The sequence below is a fragment of the Pyxidicoccus caerfyrddinensis genome (assembly GCF_010894405.1).
GTDB lineage: Bacteria > Myxococcota > Myxococcia > Myxococcales > Myxococcaceae > Myxococcus > Myxococcus caerfyrddinensis.
Window position 1 is genome coordinate 202,045 of the sequence record NZ_JAAIYA010000001.1, and the last position, 23,622, is coordinate 225,666.

16 protein-coding genes are annotated in these 23,622 nt (G+C 70.1%); 11 read left to right on the plus strand and 5 right to left on the minus strand.

Features of this window, described 5'->3' with window-relative positions:
• Window positions 1–10 precede the first annotated feature (10 nt).
• The 7 genes from truD (at window position 11) to G4D86_RS00785 (ending at window position 8,516) form a co-directional block, all read left to right on the plus strand.
• Window positions 11–1,612 carry a tRNA pseudouridine(13) synthase TruD gene (truD, locus tag G4D86_RS00755; RefSeq protein WP_163988295.1) on the plus strand — a complete coding sequence of 534 codons (1,602 nt, stop codon included), beginning with the start codon at window positions 11–13 and terminating at the stop codon, window positions 1,610–1,612.
• Window positions 1,613–1,723: 111 nt separating this feature from the next.
• Window positions 1,724–2,299: an RNA polymerase sigma factor gene (locus G4D86_RS00760; RefSeq protein WP_205519445.1), complete on the plus strand. Its 576-nt coding sequence runs from the start codon at window positions 1,724–1,726 to the stop codon at window positions 2,297–2,299.
• Window positions 2,296–2,799 (plus strand): anti-sigma factor, encoded by a 504-nt coding sequence (locus G4D86_RS00765; protein WP_163988299.1) that lies wholly within the window; start codon window positions 2,296–2,298, stop codon window positions 2,797–2,799. The genes G4D86_RS00760 and G4D86_RS00765 overlap by 4 nt, the downstream gene beginning before the upstream one ends.
• Window positions 2,800–2,806: 7 nt before the next feature.
• On the plus strand, window positions 2,807–4,336 hold the full coding sequence (locus G4D86_RS00770; protein ID WP_163988302.1) for a polymer-forming cytoskeletal protein: 1,530 nt from the start codon (window positions 2,807–2,809) through the stop codon (window positions 4,334–4,336).
• A gap of 232 nt (window positions 4,337–4,568) precedes the next feature.
• Window positions 4,569–5,915 carry a 2Fe-2S iron-sulfur cluster-binding protein gene (locus G4D86_RS00775; RefSeq protein WP_163988304.1) on the plus strand — a complete coding sequence of 449 codons (1,347 nt, stop codon included), beginning with the start codon at window positions 4,569–4,571 and terminating at the stop codon, window positions 5,913–5,915.
• Complete coding sequence (locus tag G4D86_RS00780) at window positions 5,912–7,399, plus strand: FAD-dependent oxidoreductase (protein WP_163988306.1); 1,488 nt, start codon at window positions 5,912–5,914, stop codon at window positions 7,397–7,399. The genes G4D86_RS00775 and G4D86_RS00780 overlap by 4 nt, the downstream gene beginning before the upstream one ends.
• A gap of 322 nt (window positions 7,400–7,721) precedes the next feature.
• Entirely contained in the window at window positions 7,722–8,516 is a 795-nt protein-coding gene (locus G4D86_RS00785) for a trypsin-like serine peptidase (protein ID WP_163988308.1), read from the plus strand.
• 7 nt (window positions 8,517–8,523) lie between these two features.
• On the opposite strand, the gene G4D86_RS00790 is transcribed toward G4D86_RS00785, so the two are convergent.
• Entirely contained in the window at window positions 8,524–9,396 is an 873-nt protein-coding gene (locus tag G4D86_RS00790) for an SDR family NAD(P)-dependent oxidoreductase (RefSeq protein ID WP_163988310.1), read from the minus strand.
• Between the two features lie 185 nt (window positions 9,397–9,581).
• On the opposite strand from G4D86_RS00790, the gene G4D86_RS00795 reads away from it, so the two are divergent.
• A complete protein-coding gene (locus G4D86_RS00795; protein WP_163988312.1) occupies window positions 9,582–10,043 on the plus strand; it encodes a universal stress protein in 462 nt (153 codons plus the stop codon).
• 109 nt (window positions 10,044–10,152) lie between these two features.
• Window positions 10,153–12,138: a PAS domain-containing hybrid sensor histidine kinase/response regulator gene (locus G4D86_RS00800; protein WP_163988314.1), complete on the plus strand. Its 1,986-nt coding sequence runs from the start codon at window positions 10,153–10,155 to the stop codon at window positions 12,136–12,138.
• Window positions 12,139–12,162: 24 nt separating this feature from the next.
• On the opposite strand, the gene G4D86_RS00805 is transcribed toward G4D86_RS00800, so the two are convergent.
• Window positions 12,163–13,272, minus strand: a complete 1,110-nt coding sequence (locus G4D86_RS00805) for a hypothetical protein (protein WP_240359969.1) — start codon at window positions 13,270–13,272, stop codon at window positions 12,163–12,165.
• 122 nt (window positions 13,273–13,394) lie between these two features.
• Between G4D86_RS00805 and G4D86_RS00810 the strand changes: the two genes are divergently transcribed.
• Complete coding sequence (locus tag G4D86_RS00810; protein ID WP_163988316.1) at window positions 13,395–13,922, plus strand: hypothetical protein; 528 nt, start codon at window positions 13,395–13,397, stop codon at window positions 13,920–13,922.
• A 42-nt stretch (window positions 13,923–13,964) separates the two neighbouring features.
• Here G4D86_RS00810 and G4D86_RS00815 read toward each other — a convergent pair whose 3' ends face one another.
• From G4D86_RS00815 to G4D86_RS00825, 3 genes are all read right to left on the minus strand, one after another.
• Window positions 13,965–14,738 (minus strand): lysophospholipid acyltransferase family protein, encoded by a 774-nt coding sequence (locus tag G4D86_RS00815; RefSeq protein ID WP_205519418.1) that lies wholly within the window; start codon window positions 14,736–14,738, stop codon window positions 13,965–13,967.
• Between the two features lie 18 nt (window positions 14,739–14,756).
• Window positions 14,757–15,539, minus strand: coding sequence for an exodeoxyribonuclease III (locus G4D86_RS00820; protein WP_163988320.1), 783 nt, complete (start codon window positions 15,537–15,539; stop codon window positions 14,757–14,759).
• Window positions 15,540–15,623: 84 nt separating this feature from the next.
• Window positions 15,624–17,849: a lamin tail domain-containing protein gene (locus tag G4D86_RS00825; protein ID WP_163988322.1), complete on the minus strand. Its 2,226-nt coding sequence runs from the start codon at window positions 17,847–17,849 to the stop codon at window positions 15,624–15,626.
• A gap of 409 nt (window positions 17,850–18,258) precedes the next feature.
• Here G4D86_RS00825 and G4D86_RS00830 point away from each other — a divergent pair, with 409 nt between their 5' ends.
• The gene (locus tag G4D86_RS00830; RefSeq protein WP_240359970.1) at window positions 18,259–23,532 is read left to right on the plus strand and encodes a copper oxidase; all 5,274 of its coding nucleotides are present in this window, start codon (window positions 18,259–18,261) and stop codon (window positions 23,530–23,532) included.
• The last annotated feature ends 90 nt before the right edge of the window (window positions 23,533–23,622 follow it).

Genomic DNA, 23,622 nt, shown 5'->3' on the forward strand with positions numbered 1-23,622 from the left:
AGGGGGGCGCGTGAGAATCAAACAGAAGCCCGAAGACTTCTCCGTCAAGGAGTCCTACCGTTTCGACGAGGTCGAGACGGGACGCCACCGCGTCTACCTCATGGACAAGCAGAAGCTGTCCACGTTCGACGCGGTGACTCGACTGAGGGACGCCTTCGGCCTCAAGCCCGGCGCCATCAGCTACTGCGGCCTCAAGGACAAGCAGGGCCGCACCGAGCAGATCATCGCCGTGGACGGCGCCGACGTGGACATGCAGGAGCCCGACCTGCGCCTGAAGTACCTGGGCCGCACGGACAAGCCCCTGTCCTCCGCCAACATCACCTCCAACCGCTTCTCCGTCACCGTGCGCTCGCTGAGCCCGGCGTCGCTGGGGCCCCTCAACGTCGCCACCGCCGAGGTCAACCGCCTGGGCGTGGTGAACTACTTCGACAGCCAGCGCTTCGGCTCGCTGAAGCACGGCCAGGGCTACATCGCCAAGGACCTCATCCGCGGCGACTTCGAGGCGGCCCTGCACAACTTCCTCGCCGCGCCCTCGGAGCTGGACCGCACCGAGGACGCCAAGGTGAAGGCCTTCTGGCGCGACAACTGGGGCCGCTGGGACGCGCGCGTCCCCTACGAGGGCACGCGCAAGTACCACCGCATCCTCAAGTCCCTGCGCGACTACCCGAAGGACTTCGTGCGCGCCTTCATGCAGATCGACTCGGACTACCGGGCGATGCTGCTCTTCACGTACCAGAGCTACCTCTGGAACGAGGGCGTGCGGCGCTACCTCCAACTGCTGCTGCCGCGCGAGCAGCTCTTCCCGATGCGCTACCAGGCCGGCACGCTGCTGTTCCACCGCGACGCCAGCGCGGAGGTGATGCGCACCCTGCGCGAGGCCACCTTCCCCCTGCTCGCCCCCGAATCCACCTTCACGGACCCGAAGGTGGAGGAGGCCATCACCTGGGTGCTGGGCAAGGAGAAGCTCAAGCTCTCCGACCTGCGCATCGAGGAGGAGCCGCGCCGGCTCTACTTCAAGCACGAGGAGCGGCCGCTGCTCGTCTTCCCGCACAAGCTCGTCGTCGGCCGCACGCAGGCCGACGACATCAACCGCGGGGAAGTGAAGGTCAACGTCGCCTTCACGCTGCCGCCGGGCGCGTACGCCACCCTCGTCGTCAAGCGCCTCTTCCACTTCGAGTACACCGAGGACACCCCGGAGGTCATCCGCGCCTCCCAGCGCCCGCGCTTCGTGGAGATGGAGCAGGCCGCGAGTGACGGCGAGCGCGAGGAGCGGGGAGCGGCGCCTCGGGGCCGCGCACGCGCGCCCGCCAGCCGGGACGAGCGCCCGGCCCCGCGTGGCCGCGCCTCCGGGGACCGCGAGGAGCGCGGAGCCCGGGGCCCGTCGGACTCCCGTCGCCGGGGGGCGGAAGCCCGCGAGCCGCGCGCTACGGAAGGGCCGTCCCGCCACCGCGACCTGGCCACCAAGGACCAGGCGGCCGAGCAGCCGAAGGAGGCCCCGGTGCCCGTGGGCTTCCGTGAGAACCAGCGCCAGCGCAAGGCCGCTCGCGAGGTGGCCCGGGCGGAAACGGCCGCCAAGCTGGCGGCCAAGGCCCCGAAATCACGGAAGAAATAGAGATGTCACAGCCGGACGCAATGGGCGGACGGGCACGCCGTAGACCAAGGCGTGAACGCTCTTGCCCTCGACGACGTGCCCGGGTCGCTCGCCCATGCCATCGGGATGCTGATGGCTGAGGAGGCTCCCCCGCTTCCCTGGAAGGCGGACGTACAGGCCGCACGCCGCGGCGACCCGTCCGCCTTCGAGTCCCTGGTGCGCAGCGTGCAGCGCCCGGTTTACGGCCTGGCGCTGCGGCTGTTGCAGCGTGAGGCCGAGGCCGCGGAGGTGGCGCAGGAGGCCCTGCTGCGCGCCTACCAGAACCTGCACCGCTACGACGACTCGCGCCCGTTCGACCTCTGGGTGCTCGCGATTACGCGCAACCTCTGCCTGGACCTGCTCCGCCGCCGCACCAAGGTGAAGACGGAGGAGCTGGAGCCCATGAAGGAGGTGCTCCCCAGCGGCGACGTGTCGCAGCTGGAGCGCGCCATCGCCACCGAGGAGCGTCAGTCGCTCGAGGAGGCGATGGCCACCCTGTCCGCCGAGGACCGGGAAGTGCTCGCGCTCTACTACGTCCAGAAGCGCACGACGAAGGAGATCGCCCAGGTCATGGGGTGTGCTCCCGGCACCATCATGGCCCGCCTGTTCCGTGCCCGCGAGAAGCTCCGCAAGAAGATGACCCCCGCCCCCGAGGAGGCAGCCCGATGACTCCGCACCTGTGCCCGGACCTGGAAGTCCTCTTCGCGGAGCTGGAGGAAGGTGAAGGCCCCGCCCTGGACCATGCGGCCGAGTGCGAGGCGTGCAGCGCCGTCCTCGAAGAGCACCGGCTGATGGAGAACGACCTCTACCGGCTGGCGGATCCACTCCCGCCGCCCACGCTGGTGGCGAGCGTCATGGCGCGCGTGGCCGCCGAGCCCATCCCCCAGCGGCGCGAGGTCTGGTCCGGCGTCGCCATCCTGCTCACCTCGCTGGTGGGGGGGCTGGGCTACCTCCTGATGAACGACCAGGCGCTCGGCCGCTTCGGCACCGGCGTCGCGTCCTTCGTGGTGGAGGGACGGCTCTTCGCCGAGGGCATCCTCAGCGGGGCCCACGCGCTGTGGTCCACGGCGGGGCTCGCGGTGGCCACCACCCTCGCCTTCCTCCTCCTGACGTCCCTGTTGGGCCTGAAGCGACTCGCGGGCAACGTTCCCACCCCCTCCGAAGCCTGAGCGAACCATGAAGATCTCCTCTCGAATCCTTCTTCCCGCTCTGCTCCTCGGCGCGCCCCTCGCGCTGGGTGCGGAGACCGCCACCGCCCCCCAGGCCGCCAGCGCGCCCGCTGACCGCACCATCGACGTCAGCTTCCGCGGCAGCCTGCGCGACGCGCTGAAGACCATCGCCGACAAGGGCGGCCTCAACCTCGTCGTCACCGGCGACCTGGACACGCCCGCCGAGGTGCACCTGCGCGGCGTCACCGCGAACCAGGCCCTGCGCACCGTGGCCCGCGCCTACTCGCTGCGCCTGGAGCAGGACGGCTCCATCTTCACCCTGCGCCCCATGACGGCGAAGGAGAAGGACGCGGTCGCCTCGGGTGACAGCGCCGCCGCCGCAACGCCGGCTCCGGCCGAGGCCCCGCAGGCCGCTGCCGCGCCGGAGGCCGCGACGCCTTCGATGCCGGCCATGCCTCCGATGCCGGCCATGCCTCCGATGCCGCCCATGCCCTCATTCCCCTCCGAGGAGGATGCGGACGAGATTCGCGAGGCGCAGGAGGAGGCGCGCGAGCAGATGGACCGGGCCCGCGAGGAGATGCACAAGACGCGCGAGCAATTGCGGCGTACCCGCCGCGGCAACCGCGACGTGGTGGCGCGGGGCAAGTCCCTCGAGGTGAAGGAGGGGCAGAACGTCGAGAGCGCGGTGGTGTACGGCGGCAACCTGACGGTGAAGGGCCACGTGGAGGAGGACGCCGTCGCCTTCGGCGGCAACCTGGAGGTCCATGGCCACGTGGAGGGAGACGCGCACGCCTTTGGCGGCAACGTCATCCTCGGGCCGGACGCTCGCGTGGACGGTGACGTGTCCTCCTTTGGCGGCACCGTGGAGCGCGCGGAAGGCGCCCAGGTAGGGGGCAGCGAGGAGGCCTTCGTCGGCGCCGGCTTCGGCCGCCTGGTGGCCGGTGAAATCAAGAACGGGATGCGCGAGGCCCGCAACGAGGGCCGCCACTCCCACGACGATGCCGACGAGAGCGACGGCGACGAGGACCACGACGGTGGCGGCCTGGCCGGCTTCATCCTCACCTTCGCGGTGCTCTTCGGCCTGGGCTTCCTGGGGCAGATGTTCTTCCCCGCGCGCATGAAGCAGCTGGGCGACGAGGTCCGCCGCAGGCCCGTGCAGACGGGGCTCACCGGCTTCCTCGGCTTGCTGGCCATGGTTCCCCTGACGGTGGTGCTGTGCATCACCATCATCGGCATCCCCGCGGCGCTGGTGCTCTGGATGGCGGCGCCCCTCGCGGCGGCGCTGGGCTACGCGGCGGTGGCGAGCGAGCTGGGCACGCACCTGCCGCTGCTGCGCGGCCGCAAGACGCAGGCGGTGGTGCTGGCCCTGGGGCTGCTGGTACTGATGGTGGTGGGCGTCATCCCGGTGCTGGGTGCCATCGTCTCCTTCCTCATCGTCCTGATGGCGCTGGGCGCGGTCATCCGCACCCGGTTCGGCAACAACCGCCCGCGCGGCATGCCCGAGCCCCTCATCAACTCCACCGAGCAGCCCGTCTAACGGGCCCGTGCCGGGCCAGGCTGCCCGGCCGCTCACTCCTTCGGGGACCGCTCGCGAGGCCCACACGGCCCGTGACGGTCCCCGAGGTGTTTTCAGGGCCCTCGCCGTCGAGAGCCCTTAGAGAAGCTCGCGCGCTCCATCACCGGCACTGTCGGCTGACGCTCATGGCCATGGTGCGTCATGCACTGAGAGGCTTTGACCCCCCGGGCGCGGTGCGCCATTTTGGGCGCCCATGCGACGCCTCCCAGACGCACCCCCGCGCGGCAGGGCCATCACCGTGGACCTCGATGGCGAGAGCATCCCCGCCATCGAAGGCGAGCCGGTGGCGTGCTCCCTCGTCGCCGCGGACGAGCCCGTCCTCGCCCGTTCCATCAAGTACCACCGGCCCCGGAGCCCGTACTGCTTCGCCGCCGCGTGCTCCCACTGCCTGATGCGGGTGGACGGCATGCCCAACGTCTACACGTGCCGCACGCCCGCGCGGGACGGCATGCGGCTGGAGCGGCAGAACGCGTACCCCTCCGCGAAGGTGGACGTCTTCGAGACCATCGACTGGTTCTTCCCCAAGGGCCTGGACCACCACGAGATGTTCGCCGGCGTGCCGGTGGCCGAGCAGGTGATGGCCAAGGTGGCGCGGCAGCTCGCGGGGCTCGGCCTGCTGCCGAAGGAGGAGGGCCCCGTCACCCCTCCGGCCCGCACGCTGCGCACGCGCGTGGCGGTGGTGGGCGGCGGCGCGGCGGGCCTCGGCGCGGCGCGGGTGCTCGCGGACCGGGGCGTGCCCTTCCTCCTCTTCGAGCGGGACGACCACCTGGGCGGACGGCTGGCCCACGGCGTGCCGGAGCAGGACGGACCCCAGATTCAGGAGGCCGCCACGTTCCCCAAGGGGAGCATCCTCACCCGCGCGACGGTGCTGGGCCTGTATGACGACGAGGCCGGGCGCTACCTCGCGGTGGGCGCGCTGGAGCCGGAAGGCCCGCGGCTGTTGAAGGTCTACTCGGAGCGCTTCCTGCTCGCGCCGGGCGGCCACCCGCCGATGGTGCCCTTCGAGAACAACGACTTGCCCGGCGTGTACGCGGGCCGCGCGGCCAGCCTGCTCCTGCGCCGCTACGACGTGGCGCCGGAGATGGCGGCGCTGGTGGGCTGGGGCCCGGAGCTGCACGCGCTGGCGAAGCTGATGCAGGAGCGCGGCGTGAGGGTGACGGCGGTGGTGGACCTGAAGGGCCCGCTGCCGAAGGACGCCCACCCGCTCGCGGTGTCAGGCTCGGAGCCCAAGGCGCACGGGCTGCGGCGGGTGAGCGCGTTCAGCTACACGCAAGCAGGCGGCGGCAAGAAGAAGGTGTCCTGTGACGCCGTGCTGGTGTCGGTGCCCGTCAGCCCCAGCTTCGAGCTGGCGCGGCAGGGCGGCGCGAAGGTGACGTTCGACGCGGGCCTCGGCCTCTTCGTGGTGGAGGCGGACGCGGACGGGCGCACGCAGGCAACGGACGTGTTCGCCGCCGGGGACCTCACCGGGGGCGGCACCGCGAGGGAAGCGGAGGCCGCCGGCCGCCGCGCGGCCGAGGCGCTGGTGGGAGGGCTGTCATGAGCAAGGCGATGGTCTGTTCGTGCGAGGACGTCACCGTCGACGACGTCAAGCACGCGGTGTCCCGCGGCTTCTGCGACGTGGAGTCGGTGAAGCGCTACACCGGCTTCGGCACCGGCATCTGCCAGGGCAAGAGCTGCCTGGCCGCGGTGGCCTCGCTGCTGGAGCGGGAGAAGGCCCTGAAGCCCGCGGCCGTGGTGCCCTTCACCCCGCGCCCGCCGCTCTACCCCACCGAATTGCGCCTGCTCGCCTCCGCCCCGGTGGACATGTCCGTGCCCCCCGTGGGCGGCGTGCCCCAGGAGGTGGACGCCTTCCCGTCTTCACTCCGGCCGGAAGGGCCGGTGCCGGAGAAGGCGAAGGTGGTCATCATCGGCGGCGGCATCATGGGCCTCGCGCTGGCGTACAACCTGGCCTGCGAGGGCGAGACGGACGTGGTGGTGCTGGAGCGTGGCTACCTCTGCGCGGGCGCATCCGGCCGCAACGGCGGCGGCGTGCGCATGCAGTGGGGCACCCCGGCGCTCGTCGAGCTGGCCAAGCGCTCCATCGACTTGATGAAGAGCTTCGCGAGAGACCTCGGCATCAACGTGTGGCTGCGCCAGGGCGGCTACATCTTCCTCGCGAAGACGAAGCCGGTGGCGGACCGGTTGGACCGCAACGCGGCGCTGCACAACAAGTTCGGCGTGCCCACCCGCATCATCAGCGCGGACGAGGCGCGCGAAATCGTCCCCGGCCTCACCATGAAGGACTGCCTGACGGCGTCCTACAACCCGGAGGACGGCGTCATCTTCCCCTGGCCCTTCCTCTGGGGCTACGCGCAGGGCTGCAAGAAGAAGGGCGTCCGCGTGGAGACGTACACGGACGTCACCGGCTTCGAGACGAGCAACGGCCAGGTGCGCAAGGTGAAGACCACGCGCGGCGACATCGCCTGCGACACCGTGGTGCTGGCCGCCGGCGCGTGGAGCCCCGAAATCGCCAGGCTGGTGGACGTGCAGTTGCCCAACGAGCCGCACCGCCACGAAATCCTCAGCACCGAGCCCCTCAAGCCCTTCCTCGGGCCGCTCGTCTCCGTGCTCGACACGGGCCTGTACTTCAGCCAGTCCATGCGCGGAGAGATTGTCGGCGGCATGGGCGACCCGCTGGAGCCCGTGGGCCTCAACATGGGCAGCACGCTGCGCTTCGTGACGCGCTTCGCCCAGGCACTCATGGAGCAGCTGCCGCAGGTGGGCCACGTGAAGGTGCTGCGCCAGTGGGCCGGCTGCTACGACGTGACGCCGGACAACAACCCGGTGCTGGGCCGCACCCCGGGACTGGACAACCTGCTGCAGATGTCCGGCTTCGTGGGCCACGGCTTCATGATGGCCCCCGCCGTCGCCGAACGGATGGCGAAGTGGATGGCCACCGGCGAGTCCGATGAGCTCTTCACCCGCTTCAGCCTCCGCCGCTTCTCCGAGGGCACCCTCGAGCGCGAGGACATGATCATCGGCTGACGCCCCCTGCCCCGCCGCCCCTTCCGGGCCGCGCCCCGTGCCTTCACCGGCCCGGGCCGCGGCCCTGTACTTTTCCGGAGCCTGTCCTGGCCGGCGACAGCACGGGGGCCCCGGTTGCCCAGGGAAACGACACTTCCAGGAAAACAAGCAAGTCCTGGTTATCACTACGAGCATGGGCCACAGACGTGAAGCCCCTTTACATTCGCAACTGAGTTGCAGGAGCGGCCGCGCACCACTTTGGTGAACGCTCCCGGGGAGAGCCCCGGTGGCACGGGGTGTGCCTGGGCCCTCGCCGCGCAATCCCGCGCGAGGAGGTGGTCCGATGTTCGCGAAGAGCGTTCGTGCGCTGTTCCTGGTGGGTGCCCTGTCGGCCTGCGGTACCGAGGCTCCGCCGGATGTTCCGGACGTGGAGGCCAACGAGCCGCTGGCGTCGCAGGAGTCCAACGTCATCGTGGGCACGCTGAACTGGGTGAGCGCCACGTCGCTCTCGGGCACGCAGCGCACGCGCTCGCTGGCGGTGGGCTACCTGTCCATCCCCGCCGTGGGCTCGCGCTGCACCGCGTGGCTGGTGTCGCGCGACGTCATCATCACCAACAACCACTGCATCGGCAGCGCCTCGCAGGCGGCGGGCGCGCGCGTGTCCTTCAACTACGAGGACGGCGTCGCCTCCACCGGCCGCATCTGGTACGACTGCGCCACCTTCATCAAGACGTGGTCCGGCGACGACATGACGGCGGTGCGCTGCAGCGCGCTCAACGGCCAGCTCCCCGGTGACGTGTACGGCTGGCTGACGGTCTCCAGCACCAACGCCGCCACCAACGCCAGCGTCTACGTCGTCAACCAGAACTGCGACTACTACACGACGAGCGGCTGCTCTCCGACGAAGAAGTCCTCGCCGGGCGTGGTGAAGAACGCCAACTACAGCACCACGGACCTGTCCTACGACGCGGACACGCTGGGCGGCTCCTCCGGCTCGCCGGTGATTTCCTCCTCCACGCACCAGGTGGTGGGCCTGCACCACATCGGCCTGGGCGGCAACTCGTCCGGCCGTGGCACCGCGAACACCGGCGTGAAGGCCACGCGCGTCAAGGCGCGCCTGGCGGAGATTGGCCTCTAGTCGCGCCTCACGCCGTCGAGGGCTCGCCGGCCAGCAGCACCGGCCGTTCGTGCCCCAGCCCGGGGGCCTGTGGCGACAGCAGCGACTCGCGCCGCAGGCCCCGCAGTGCCAGCCGCCCCAGGGTCCGCTTGAGGCCGCGCGGCAGCAGCGGCAACAGCCGCATCACCCACCGGTGGCCGAAGCCCGGGTACACCAGCGGCTCGCCGCGCTCGAAGCCGGCCAGCGCCTCGCGGGCGCACTGCGCCAGGGAGATGCGGAAGAATGGCGTCAGCTCGCCGGTGGCGGCCCGCGCGCCCTCGTCCCACAGGGGCCCGGGGGCCACGCGGGTGACGGTGATGCCCTGGCCCTCCACCTCCAGCCGCAGCGCCTCGGTGAAACCGTCGAGGAAGCGCTGCGTGGCGGCGAAGGTGGCGGAGCCGGGAAGGAAGAGCTGCGCGGCGCCCGAGCCGATGTTGAGGACGCCTCCCCGCCCGCGCTCGAGCATGGGCCCGAGCAACCGGTGCGTCAGCAGCGCGGGCACCCACACGTTCGCCTTCAGCACCTCCTCCACGTGGCCCCAGCCCTCGTCGGCATAGAGGCCGCGGTCGTCCACCGCCGCGTTGTTCACCAGCACGTCCACCCGGATGAAGTGCGCCTCCAGCCAGGCCAGCAGCGAGTCCACCTCGCGCGGCCTCGCCACGTCGCAACGGTGGAGCAGCACGCCGAGCGTGGGGTTGTGCGTGAGCAGTTCGTCCCGCAACGGCTCCAGGCGGTCGGCACGCCGGTCCACGAGCACCAGGGTGCGCACCCGCCGGGAGAGCAGCCGGGAAAGCTCCCGGCCGATTCCTTCCGTCGCGCCGATGATGAGGACGGTACCTTGATCGATGGGAGGAGGAAGCATGGGGGTGTCCTCGGCTTCGTTAAGTTGCCCATGCTGCGCACGGTCTGCGCCGCATGCCTCCCCTCGTGCAAAGCCTGCACGCCCGCGCACCGGCCCGCCGCGCAGGCGGTGGCATGCTTCTTCCAACGAGGGTGACCCGACCCCAAGTCAGCAAGCGGGGGGCACCCCCGCAAGGAGAAGACCCGATGGCCGCTCCCACCCGCATCCTCGTTCCCGTGGACCTGTCCGAAGGCTCGCGCACCGTCATCGACTACGCCGTGCAGCTCGCCCGCCCCTTCAACGCGTCCGTGCATGTGATTCACGCCTGGGAGCCGCCGCAGTACGTGGCGCCTGACCTGCTCGTGGCCGCGCCCGGGTGGAACTCGCTCTCCCTGGAGCAGGTGGCGGTGGAGACGGCCACCAAGGATTTGACGGCGCTCATCCACTCGCTGGAGAAGCCGCCGGTACCGCTGACGCACAAGGTGCTGGTGGGCGAGGCCGCGTCCACCGTCCTCGACCTCGCCGAGCAGGGGAAGTACGACCTCATCGTCATGGGCACGCATGGCCGGCGTGGGCTGCCGCGGCTGTTGCTGGGCAGCGTGGCGCAGAAGGTCGTCTCTCGCGCGCACTGCCCGGTGCTGACGCTGCACGTCGCGCCGGAGAAGTAGCGCCAGCCGGCCGGGCCAGCGCCCCTGTCCGGCAGCAACCCTCGGGGGCCGAACTGCTTGTGGAGCGCGCGGATTCGGGGGCAAAGTGGCCGAGAGCCCCGGACGCGCCTTGGAAAAGCTCTCACGCCCCCTCGTCTCCCTGTCGCAGGACCTGCTCGAGGAGAGCGCCGAGGACCTGTACGAGAACGCGCCCTGTGGCTACCTCTCCACGCTGCCGGATGGCGTCATCGTCAAGGCCAACCAGACCTTCCTGAACTGGCTGGGCTACACGCGCGAGGAGCTGCTGTCGGGCAGGCGCTTCCAGGAGCTGCTGTCCATTGGCGGGAAGATCTTCCACGAGACGCACTTCGCCCCGCTCCTGCAGATGCAGGGCTTCGTCAACGAGGTGCAGCTGGAGTTGGTGACGCGCGCGGGCGTCTCGCTCCCCATGCTGGTCAACACCGTGCAGCGCAAGGACGCCGCCGGGCGGGGCGTGGTCAACCGGACCACCCTCTTCAACATCTCCGACCGGAAGAAGTTCGAGCGGGAGCTGGTGCTGGCGCGCCGCAAGGCGGAGCAGGCCGCGAAGGCGAAGGCGGACTTCCTGTCCATGGTCAGCCACGAAATCCGCACGCCGATGAACGCCATCATCGGCATCGCCAGCCTGCTGCAGCGCACGGACCTCTCCGCCCAGCAGCAGAAGTACGTCCGCATCCTGTCGTCGTCCTCCGAGAACCTGCTGGGCCTCATCAACCACATCCTGGACTTCAGCAAGCTGGACGCGGGCAAGGCGGCGCTGGAGGAGCGCAACTTCGACCTCCGCCAGCTCGTCTACGGCACCATCTTCGCCCTCAACGTGAAGGCCGAGGAGAAGAAGCTCGCCGTCGTCGCGGAGGTGGACGAGCAGGTGCCGGCCTTCGTCCTCGGGGACCCCGTCAAGCTGGGCCAGGTGCTCACCAACCTGGTGGGCAACGCCATCAAGTTCACCGAGCTGGGCGCGGTGACGGTGTCGGTGCGGCCGCGGGAGGTGCTCGAGGACGTGGTGTCGCTCGACTTCGCCGTCACCGACACGGGCATCGGCATTCCGGAAGACAGGCTGACGAACATCTTCGAGGAGTTCACCCAGGCCGACTACGACATCGGCATGAAGTACGGAGGCACCGGGCTGGGGCTCGCCATCAGCCAGAAGCTGGTGGAGCTGCACGGCGCCCGGATTGGCGTGAAGAGCACGCCGGGCCAGGGCTCGTCCTTCTACTTCACCCTGCGCATGAAGCGCGGCTGGGAGGAAGCGGAGCCGGAGGAGTCGCAGGAGAACCGCGACAGCACCCGGCCCATCCAAGGCCTGCGCATCCTGGTGGCCGAGGACAACGACATCAACGTGTTCATGCTGTCGCAGTTCCTGAAGCGCTGGGGCGCCGACTTCGACGTCGTGGGTGACGGGCGCCAGGCCGTCCAGCGCATCCAGGAGGCCGACTACGACCTGGTGCTGATGGACGTGCGGATGCCCGACATGGACGGCTACGAGGCCGCCCGCGCCATCCGGGAGCTGCCCGGAGCGCACTACCCGCGCATCCCCATCATCGCCGTGACGGCGTCCACCCGCATCGGGCTGGAGCACCGGATTGGCGCCGCCGGCTTCACGGACTTCATCGGCAAGCCCTACAAGCCGTCGGAGCTCGCCGCGCTCATCGTGCGGCACGCCACGTGGAGGCACGACGCCGCGGGCGCTTCCGGCGAGCCACCGTCTGTGGAGCCGACGGTGCCAGTGGGGCCGCCGTTCAGCCTGCGGCGCTTCCAGCGCATGCTGGATGACGACCGGCACGCCATCGTGGAGCTGAGCACCATCACCGCCGGGAGCTGCGAGCAGTACAAGCAGGACTTCCAGCAGGCGCTCCAGGCGGGCAACCGCGAGGCCTTCGACTACCAGGCCTACAAGATACGGCCGACGCTGGAGCTGCTGGAGGCACGGGCCCTGCGCGAGGCGCTGGAGCAGGGCCGGGCCTCGCTGGAGGAGGCGTCAGGCACTCCGGGCGGCGGGGCCCCGGCCCTCCTCGCCATCCACCGCGAGCTGAACGCCCTCATCGCCGCACTGAGAGACCTGGCGCGCCGGGCATAGCGGCACCGTGCACGGGCCGGGCGCTCACCGGGGCTGGACCTGGGCGCTGGCTTCGCGGCGTGCCCGGGCGCGCGCGGCGAGCAGCGTGGGCAGGGCCAGCACCGTCATGGCGACGATGACGAGCGACGCCCCGGCCAGCTCCCGCCCGCCGACGCCGGGCAGCCCCAACCAGGCGGCCAGCCCCCACGAGGCCACCACGCCGGCGAGCACGCTGGAGGCGCGGTTCACCGGCACGGTGAAGGAGTTCTCCCGTGCGTCCAGGAGGATGAGGCCGCCGAAGATGCCCGTCCCCTGCGACAGCACGCCCACCAGCACCTCCTCCAGCAGGTGGCCGCGCGCGAGGAAGCCGGTGAAGCCCTCGCGCAGCTCCCCGAGGATGCCGTCCCCGCCGCCGCCCACGAGCGCGAGCAGCGCCAGCGTGCCCACCAGCGCGGGCGTGGCCACCATCTGCTCCTCCACGAAGTAGCGGATGGACACGGCGGGGTCGCCGGACTTGGCCAGGTGGCTCATGGCGCGCAGCCGGAAGAAGTAGCCCGTGAGGTATACGCCCACGTCCACCGTGGCCAGCAGCGTGAGGGTGCCGCTCACCTCCGTGCCGGTGGCGGCCACCACCGCCCCCAGGCTCAGGGCCAGCGCCAACCACGAGGGCCAGCGCACCCGCCGGCCGCTCAGGACGTCCACCAGCGGCGCGAGGACGAGCACCCCACCCCGCATCAGCAGCATCATGAAGACGATGGACGCGCCCGGCAGGGTGTACGCCAGCGTGGTGGTGCCGATGATGGCCGCCGAGCACAGCCCGGACAGCAGCGTCCACCGCCCCGGCATCGGCACCCGCAGGCCGAGCACCTCGCGGTGCCCCGCGTAGCGCCACCACCCCTTGAGCGTGAGGAAGATGAACATGCCCACCAGCGAGGCGGTGGTGCTCACCGGCAGCAGCGTGAAGCCGGAGATGCCGTGCGTCATGCCGGGCAGCGAGCCTCCGGACAGGGCCTTGGTGAGCGCGCTGTATGGGGCATAGGCCGCGAAGTAGCCGAAGGCGTACGCCCAGATGGTCAGGTCGTGTGAGTCATCATGCGGCGTGGGAGCCAGGGAGTACCTCCGGGGTGGGCCAGGACGCAGTATTGCAAGGCGCACGCCCGGCACCAGCCCCCCGGTGTCGCTGTCCGCACCCGCACCACCTCGCGAAGGAACTGCGTCCTGCAATCGGGTTGAGACAGGGCCGTAGGGAGGGTGTCCCTGAAATTCAGGAGCCGTCCATGCGCCTGTCGTCCCTTCCCGCCCTGGCCCTCACCTTCACCCTCGCCGCCCCCGCCTTCGCCGCGGATGACGCCGAGAAGAAGCCCAACGACTGGAAGGTGGTGTGCGCCAACAACACCAAGGACGGCAGCCGCGCCGTGCAGGGCACCGACCTGGTCATCGAGGCCGGGGAGAAGGTGAAGGACGCCGTCGCCGTGGAGGGCAACGTCATCATCCGCAAGGGCGCCGTGGTGGAAGACGCCGTCGCCATCCGCGGCCGCGTCATCCTGGAGGCGGGCGCGCACGTGAAGGGCGACGCGGTGTCGCTGGGTGGAGAGGTCCGCGTCAAGGACGGCGCCCGCGTTGACGGGAACGCCGTGGCGCTGGGCGGCCGGCTCAACCTCGACAAGGACAGCTCCGTCGGGGGCGACAAGGTCAGCCTGTCCTTCGAGATTGGCGGCAAGGATGTGGTGCGCGGCCTCATCGAGAACGCCCTCGACGAGGACATGCGCTGCCACATCATCGACAACGACGACAAGGACGTCTGAGTCCCCTGCCCCTGGGGACGTCTGAGTCCCCTACCCCGGAAACTACGCGGCGGAGGCGGTGTTGCCAGGCTCGGCGCCGCCGCTCGTGTGAGGCATCAGCCCGGCGCGCAGCGCCAGAATCTGCGTGCGCGCCAGGTCCTTCAGCCGCTCCACGTCCGCCAGCGTCATGCCCTTCGTGGAGATGGGCGTGCCCACCGTCACCAGCCCGCGCGACGTGGCGAAGCGCCACGAGTGCTTCGGCAGCGCCCGGCGCGTCCCGCTCACCGCGAGCGGCAGCACGTCCGCCTGCGCTTCGATGGCCAGCCGGAACGCGCCGTCCTTGAAGGGCAGCAACTCATCCGTCTTCGAGCGCGTGCCCTCGGGGAAGATCATCACCGGCATCCCCTTGGCCAGCCACTCCTTGCAGCGGGCCATGGCGCCCGTCGCGGAGTCACGGTCCCCGCGGTGCACCGGGATGTCGCCCGCCATCCACATCATCCAGCCCACCACCGGAATCTTGAAGAGGCTGGCCTTGCCCAGCCACTTCATCTCCCATGGCAGGTGCGAGATGAGGAACGGGTCCGCGTTGGACTCGTGGTTGCTCACCACCACCGTGTTCGGCGCCACCCGCTCCGGCACCGGGCCGTGGACGCCGAAGCGCCAGAACGGCGTCAGCTTCGCCGCCGTGACGCCCACCAGGCGGAAGCAGCGTCCCGTCGCGTAGCGCAGGCGGTCGAACGGCCAGGTGACGATGGCCAGCGCCAGTTGGACGAAGAAGCCGGACAGCGCCACCAGGCCAATCTCGATCCACGTCCAGATGGAGAGCAGTGCGTTCATGAGAGCCTCGAGCAACCTTCAGCGGACCGCCGGGTCCAGGTCCACACTCACCGGGCAGTGGTCCGAGCCTGACACATCCGGGTGGATTCCCGCCTTGCGCACGTACGCCATGGCCGCGGGCGTGGCCAGCACGTAGTCAATCCTCCAGCCGATGTTCTTCTCGCGCACACCGAAGCGCTGGCTCCACCACGAGTAGTGCCCGCCCGCCTTGTTGAAGTAGCGGAAGGTGTCCACCCAGCCGGCGCGAATCCAGCGGTCGAACTCCTCGCGCTCCTCGGGGCGGAAGCCGCTCGTCTCGCGGTTCTCCCGGGGCCGGGCCAGGTCGATGTCCTGATGCGCCGTGTTGAAGTCCCCCACCACCAGCACTCGCCCGCCGTCGCGCAGCGGCTTCTCCAGCCGCTCGAAGAGGTGCCGGTAGAAGTCCAGCTTGTAGGGGATGCGGCTGAGGTCCCGGTCCTTCCCATTGCCGTTGGGGAAGTAGCCATTCACCACGGTGAGCTTGCCGAAGCGGGCAATCTGCAGCCGCCCCTCCACGTCCAGCTCGCTCACGCCCAGCCGCGTCACCACGTCATCCGGCTCCAGCCGGCAGAACAGCCCTACCCCGCTGTAGCCGGGGCGGTCCGCCGACACGAAGTGCGTCTTCCAGCGCGGCGGCGTCCGCACCTCGTCGGGGAGCTGGTCCGCGCGGGCGCGCACCTCCTGCACGGCCACCACCTGGGCCCGGGCCCCCGCCAGCCATGGCAGGAAGCCCTTGCGGTGCACCGAACGCAGCCCGTTGACGTTCCAAGAGACGACTCGCACGGGAGGCTTATGGCCCGGCCCGCGCGGTATTTCCAGCCCCTCTCGCGCGCACTCCCGGTGGGAGTGCGCGCCTGCCCGGCGACCTCAGGGCTCGGTTCCGCTCGCCTTGCCCTGCGGCTGGCGCGTCGTCCGCAGGACGAAGTCGCTGGCGTTGTTGTCCGTGTCCTGCCCGTTGCCCTTCAGCGCGTCGGAGCCCGTCTCCATCGAGGCCGCGGTGGAGGAGGCGTTGGCCTTGCGCTCGAAGCTGCCCGTCGTGGCCGGAGTAGACTGGAAGGCAGAGCCCTCCGCGCCAACGGCCGTGCCCCAGCCCAGCTTGTCCACCGTCGCCGCGTCATCGGCGGTCGTGCCCAGCGACCCGGGGCCGATGCGCACATGACCGCCGGCGGCGCCCAGGGTGAGGGTGGTGCCCCAGTTCGCATCCCTCGCGGCCCCCGTCGTCCCGGGCGCATAGCTTCCGCTGCCCACCAGGAAGTAGCCCCTCGGCGCGATGCTCGAACCGGCGGGCAGCGCGAAGCCGGTGTTGTACGCGGCCCCGGTCGCGGACCGGTACTGGATCCTCCAGCCAGAGATGTCCACCGTGGTCGCGGTGGGGTTGTAGAGCTCGACGAACTCGTCGTTGTCACCCGCGGTGCCAGTGGCAGGACCGCGCGCCGCGAGCTCGCTGATGACGACGTGGTTCGCGCCGGTGCTCGTCACCTGGACGTTCGACACGGCCGTCTGGGTGCCGAGCGTCGCGATCAGCTGCCCCTGACCGGCCTCGTTGCCCGCGGTGAAGTCGAACTTGGCGGAGAGGGTGTTGGCGCGCACCGTCACCTTCGCGTCCGTCGTGCCCAGCGACGCGGGCTGCACGGAGAGCTGCACGTCGGTGTCCACGGCGGGGGGGACGTCGAGCGTCACGGTGAAGGTGTGCGTCTTGCCGCCCGCCACCACCGCCGCCTCGGGCGTCAGCACGGACAGGGACACCGGCTGATCCACCGCGATGACCCGCACCGTGGCCTCGCGAGAGTCATTGCCGAGGGTGGCCGTCAGCACCGCCTTGCTCACCCCCGGGTCCGCGGCCAGGTCCGCGCTCACGATGACCAGGGCGGACGTGTCACCGGCCGGGACGCGGACGAGGTTGCCGCCCTCCACCACGACGGCCTGACTGGAGGACGCCATCTCCACCCAGACGTCCGTCGTCGCCGGCTCCTTCAGCGTCACCCGGAGCGCATCCGGGAACGTCCGACCCGTGTAGCCCGAGCGAGCGAAGTTGCCCGTCGGACCGAAGTCGGCCATCGCCACCTGCGTCGTGCCCGCGTCGATGCCCGTGCCCGCGTCCGTGCCGGCGTCCGTACCACCCGTGCCAGCGTCCGTGCCGCCCGTACCCGCATCGGTGCCAGTGCCAGCGTCCGTGCCGGTGCCAGCGTCCGTGCCGGTGCCAGCGTCCGTGCCGGTGCCAGCGTCCGTGCCGCCCGTGCCAGCGTCCGGCCCCGGGCCGGCGTCGATGTCGGTGCCCGCGTCCGTGCCGCTGCCGGCGTCGGTGTCAGAGCCCGCATCCGTCACAGTGCCCGCATCCGGCGCGGAGCCCGCGTCCGTGTCGCTGCCGGCGTCGATGTCGGTGCCGGCATCCGTCACAGTGCCCGCGTCCGTGTCGCTGCCGGCATCGGTGTCAGAGCCCGCATCCGTCACGGTGCCCGCATCCGTCACGGTGCCCGCATCCGTCACAGTGCCCGCATCCGTCACGGTGCCAGCGTCGGTGTCGGAACCCGCGTCCGTCACAGTGCCCGCGTCCGTCACGGTGCCAGCGTCGCTGTCGGAACCCGTGCCCGCATCCGTCACGGTGCCCGCGTCGCTGTCGGTGCCCGTGCCCGCATCCGTCACGGTGCCAGCGTCGCTGTCGGTGCCCGCATCCGTCACGGTGCCAGCGTCGGTGTCGGAGCCCGCGTCGGCCTCCACGCCCGCGTCGCCGTCATTGCCCGCATCCGCGCCAGCATCCGTCTCATTGCCAGCATCCGTCACACCGGAGTCCGTCTGCTGCTCCGGCGTAGAGGTGCAGTCGTTCTCGCAGCCGTCGCCCGGCGTGCGGTTGCCGTCGTCGCAGCGCTCGGTCCCCTCCACCCGGCCGTTTCCGCAGACGGGGCCGCCGCCGTCCGTCACCGGCGCGGGCTGGCAGTTGGCCGGGCAGGTATCACCGTCGGAGGTGTTGCCGTCGTCGCACTGCTCGCCGGGCTCCACGACGCCGTTGCCACATTCCGGGTCATCACCGCATGCGGACAAGATGAGAAGCAGCGCCGAGAGGGGCGCCAGAAGCTGGCGGAAGGACCAGGGCATGTCGGGACAACTCCGTTGCGGCCTGCGGGGGGCTCCCCTGCATCCCACAAATGTCCACTGCTACGCAAATAGCGGCAGAATACAGGGACACCAGAACCCGCCACTTCCCGCTCTATCTGGTTTCGCAGCAATTTCAGGAACATGCCGGCCCGGCTCGCTCCCGACGTGCGTCCCCGCTTCCTGTGAAACCTCTCAGACAACGGGGGACGGACGCGGGCAAGCGGCCTGAGTCCGCGCCTTTACGCTGACCTGTTTACTTTCGTGAAGTCGGCCGGCTACTGAGAAAAGCCAAACACGGAAAGTATGTCTGTGTTTGATGAGAATTTCCTCAGAAACATGCAACTGATTCCTGAGACTCCTCTCAGGAATCCCATGCGCCCACACCCCAGGGGGAAGCGTGTTTTCAACCGTGAATCGACGCAAGGACAGGGGTTCCCTGTCCAATGGCAGGCGTGTGCCCGCGCTCGGCCGTTCCGTGCTGGCGGCGGTGCTGACGTCGGCCCTCGCCTGCCAGCCCGAAGGCGCTGGCGAAGCGGCCGCGCCAGGCTACCAACCCATCAGCCCTCCCAACACCGAGCAGGTGGAGGCCGCGGCCCAGGGGCTTGCCGCGCCGACGTGCGCGCGCACCCTCACCGCGGACGTGGTGGCCCTGGACCAGGTCTACACGTACAACCGGCTCGGCTCGTACAACCCCACGGGCATGCTCTACGCCCTGCGCGAGGACGTGGAGGCCATCTCCACGAGCAATCCCATTGGCCCGGGCAACGCGCGCCTGAAGGTGACCAGGCGCCCCCGCCCCCTGGCGCTGCGCGCCAACGTGGGTGACTGCCTCCGAGTGACGTTCACCAACTGGCTGGCGCCCACGCGCGCGCAGATTCCCAGCCCCAGCCAGTCCCAGCCCGGCCCCAGCAAGGCGGGTGGCTCCACCACCATCAGCTTCCTGCAGAAGGCCCTGCCCACCTGGGTGTTGAACCTCACGTACGACCCGGTCCTCTCGCTCATCAACAACAAGGCCGTGGGCGGCAAGTGGTTCTTCCCCGGTGAAGAGCTGGAGTTCGAGAACGACCACCGCAACGACTCACCCGCCACCCGCCACGCGTCGCTCCACATCCAGGGCCTGCAGTACGTCAGCATCGGCTCGGACGGCGCCAACGTGGGCTTCAATGGCAACAGCCTCGTGGCGCCCGGCAGCAGCATCATCCAGACCTGGTACGCGGACCACGAGGGCACCTTCTTCTTCTACAGCATGGGCGCTTCCTTCGGCGGCCAGGGCGACGGAGGCTCCACCGTGCAGGGCCTCTTCGGCGCCGTCAACGTGGAGCCCCAGGGCAGCAAGTGGTACCGCTCCAAGGTGAGCAACGCGGTGCTCAAGGCCGTCGCCACCGGCGCCAACCCGGACGGCACCCCGCTCATCAACTACGAGCTGGTGGACTCCACCGGCCGGCCGCACCTGGCCATCCTCGACTCCAGCAACCGCATCCGCCACGGGGACCTGGAGGCCATCATCACCGGCTACCGCTCCACGGTGATGCAGACGAATACGTCCATGGACCAGGGGCACTTCCGCGAGCTGACCGCCATCTACCATGACGAAATCAAGGCGGTTCAGGCCTTCGACGAGCTGGAGTGGAACCCCACCTTCCACAGCGTGCGCGACGGCTTCGGCATCAACTACGGCGTGGCCGGCCTGGGCGCGGAGCTGCTCGCCAACCGCGCGAAGATTGGCCCCACCAAGGACTGCGTCACCTGCGAGTACGAGGAGTTCTTCCTCGAGTCCTGGGCCAACGGCGACCCGGCGATGAACGTGGAGAAGGACGCCAGCGGCAAGGCCGTGGCGGCGCTCTACCCGGATGACCCGTCCAACGTGCACCACAGCTACCTGGGCGACCCGGTGCGCATCCGCAACATCCACGCGGGCCCCGCGGAGACGCACGTCTTCCACCTCCACGCCCACCAGTGGAAGTTCTCCCCGAGCGTCAACGACTCCAACTACCTGGACTCGCAGACCATCGGTCCGGCCTCCGCCTTCACCTACGACATCAACTTCGGTGGCTCCGGCAACCGCAACCTCACCCCGGGCGACTCCATCCACCACTGCCACCTGTACCCGCACTTCGCCCAGGGCATGTGGGCCCTCTGGCGCGTCCACGACGTGTTCGAGGCGGGCACCAAGGACCGCATGCTGCCGGACGCGGAGATTGCCGGCGGCACGCCCAACCCGGCCGTCATCCCCATCCCCCAGCGCGCCATGCCGCCCATGCCCACGTACGCGGCCACCGTGGTCAGCACGCCGTCGGGCAACGTGACGCGGCCCGCCTTCCCCGGCTTCCCCTTCTACATCGCCGGCATGACGGGCCGCCGGGCGCCCCAGGCTCCGCTGGACATCGAGTACGACGGCGGCCTGCCGCGCCACATCGTCACGCGCGCGGTGGGACCGGTGACGTACGGCAACTCCGGCCGCTTCGACGTGGACCCCTCCGCGCTCAACATCAAGCTGCTGCCGCAGAACGGCACCCCGCTGGAGCAGGCGGCCATGTCCTTCCACGCGGGCACCTTCCCCAACTGGGCGGCGGCCACCACCTTCCACGGCGACGCGGCGAGGTCCTACCCGGCCTACACGCCGTCGGGTGCCAGCACGCGCTTCCTCATCAACGGCCGCCCGGCGGTGGCCGGCGCGCCCTTCGCGGACCCATGCCCCGCCAACGTCCCGATGCGCAACTACCGCGCGACGTACCTGCAGGTCGCCGTCCAGAACGTGAACCGCGCCGGCTGGCATGACCCGCAGGGCCGGCTGATGGTGCTCAACGAGGACGTGGCGGACACCCAGGACGGCAAGCGCCCTCCGGAGCCCTTCTTCTTCCGCGCCCAGTCGAACGACTGCATCAACTTCTACGCCACCAACATCATCCCCGCGCACCTGGAGCCGGACGACTTCCAGATCTACACGCCCACGGACGTCATCGGGCAGCACATCCACCTGGTGAAGTTCGACGTGACGGCGTCCGACGGCGCCGGCAACGGGTGGAACTACGAGGACGGCACGCTGTCCTCGGACACCGTGGCGGACCGCATCCACCTGGCCAACCTGGCCGGCGGCGCCTTCGCGGCGGATGGCAACGTGAGCGAGACGGGCGTGCGGACCGTGCTCACCATCCCCACCACGCACCCGCGCATCCCCCGCGCGCCGCCGACGGCGCAGACCACCGTGCAGCGCTGGTGGGCGGACCCGCTGAAGCCCACGGCGACTGGCAAGCCCCATCAGTTGGAGACGGTCTTCACGCACGACCACTTCGGCCCGTCGTCGCACCAGCAGCACGGGTTCTACGGCGCGCTCATCGTCGAGGAGCCGGGCTCCAAGTGGCAGGACATGAAGAGCCCCGTGTACTTCGGCTCGCGCGTGGCCGACGGCGGACCCACCAGCTGGCGCGCGCGCATCATCACCGCCAACCCCGCCAACAGCTTCCGTGAGTTCGCGCTCGCCTTCGCGGACTACGTCCCCTACTACGACGAGTGCGGCAAGCCTGTGAATCCTCCCAACTACAAGGAGGAGAAGCTGCCCGTCGCCATCGGCTTCAGGCCCACGCCGATGCCGGAGGCCATCAGCGCCGCGGACCCGGGCGCGATGACGGTCAACTACTACAACGAGCCCATCCCCCTGCGCATCTCCCAGCGCATCAGCTGCAGCGACCGGGCGCAGTACACGGACTGGCGCGGAGACATGGCCAACGTCTTCCGCTCGGACGTGCACGGCGACCCGTACACGCCGCTGCTGGAGGGCTACGCGGGCGACAAGGTCCGCATCCGCCTCATCCAGGGCTCGGAGGAGGAGCAGCACTCGTTCAGCCTGCACGGCAACAAGTGGCTCAAGGAGATGTACGACCCGAACAGCGGCTTCTACAACGCCCAGGCCATTGGCATCTCCGAGCACTTCGAGTTCGACCTCAGCGACGGCCTGCCGCAGATCGTCGGCCCGTACGAGACGGCGGACTACATGTACATGAGCGCGTCCAACGGCGACCTCTGGAACGGCATGTGGGGCATCATGCGCACGTACAAGCGGAAGCAGCTTGGCGTGCGCTCGCTGGCGGACGTGGCGCTGCTCGCCGCGGACACGCGGCCGAAGCTCCAGACGTTTGGCGCCAAGACGGGCGAGGCGGTGGCCTACCCGCCGGTGGTGCTGGAGGAGCTGCCGCTCGAGGCCGGCCTGGAGCCGATGAGCGAGCAGGACGAGACGGTGCAGAAGTCCTACGAGGTGGATGACTTCGGCAAGGAGCTGGCGCCGCGCACCGTGGAGCACCTCATGGCCGACCGCGAGGCGATGATGAAGGTCGACGCCGACCTCGTCACCAAGTTCGAGGCGGCGGGCTGGTTCGGCATCAAGCCCGTGCTCACGGACTCGTGTCCGAGGGGCGCGCCGGTGCGCACGTACAAGGTCTCCGCCATCGACGCGAAGAACTGGTTGCCCAACCAGCGGCTCGTCTACAACGACGAGTACGAAATCTACGACCCGGATGCGATCATCTTCGCCCAGGACGCGCACCTGACGGCGCTCCGGGACGGCAAGCGCAGGCCGGAGCCGCTCATCCTCCGGGCCCGCGCGGGCGAGTGCGTGCAGGTGACGCTGACCAACCGGCTGCCCTCCACGCAGCTGCCGAAGACGGACATCTGGGCGCACCACTCCGCCATCACCGAGAACTTCAACGTCAACCAGGTGCGGATGTCGAACCAGGTGTCGCTGCATCCGCAGCTCGTCAACTACGACGTGAACACGGATGACGGCGCCACCGTGGGCCTCAACGCCGTGCAGACGGTGAAGCCGGGCAAGACGCGCGTGTACCGGTGGTTCGCCGGCGAGTTCAAGAGCTCGGCGAAGGGCTCGCCGTTCCCCCTGGGCAAGGTGACAGGCATGGAGTTCGGCATCGTCAACCTGCGCAACATGGCGGACGTCATCAACCACGGCATGCACGGCGCCATCGGCGCGCTCATCATCGAGCCGACGAACGCGGCGTGGACCACCGACACAGGCACCGAGGCCCAGGCGCGGGTGACGTACACCAAGGTGGACGGCTCGCAGGAGACGTTCCGCGAGTTCGTCAACCTCTTCCAGGACGACCTCGGCCTGCAGACCGACAACGACAAGTTCTGGGACACCGACGACCTGAACAGCGGGCGCTCGCTGCGCAACACGGCCGGCATCGACGACTCGCAGGACACGGGCCAGAAGGCGTTCAACTACCGCACCGAGCCGCTCTGGGCGCGGCTGGGCGTGCCTCCGCAGACGCCGCCGGAGGACATCAACAACTTCGACCTGCGGGACATCCTCAGCTCCGCCGTCCACGGCGACCCGGCCACGCCGGTGTTCACCGTGAACGCGGGCGAGCCGATGCGCTGGCGGTTCGGTCACCCGAGCGGCCACTCGCGGCAGCACTCCATCTCCCTGCATGGCACGGAGTGGAGGCGCAACCCGTGGGCGGCAGGCGCCCAGTCGCGCGTCATGGGGCCCAACACGCTCTCGCCCATCATCGCCACCCAGGGCGGCGCGTCGGTGATGCAGTCCTACAACATCGTCCCGGAGTACGGGGCCGGGGGCGCGTACGGCGTCCCGGGTGACTACCTGTACCGAGACCACGCCAGCTTCCTCTGGAGCGGCGGCGGTCTGTGGGGCGTGTACCGGGTGAAGTAGCCGCCCGGCCGTCGAGCAGCATCGGGTGCGGCGCGGGGCTTCCCCCCGCCCGCGCCGCGCCCGCTTCTTCGTTTCCCTTCGCCCTGGTTC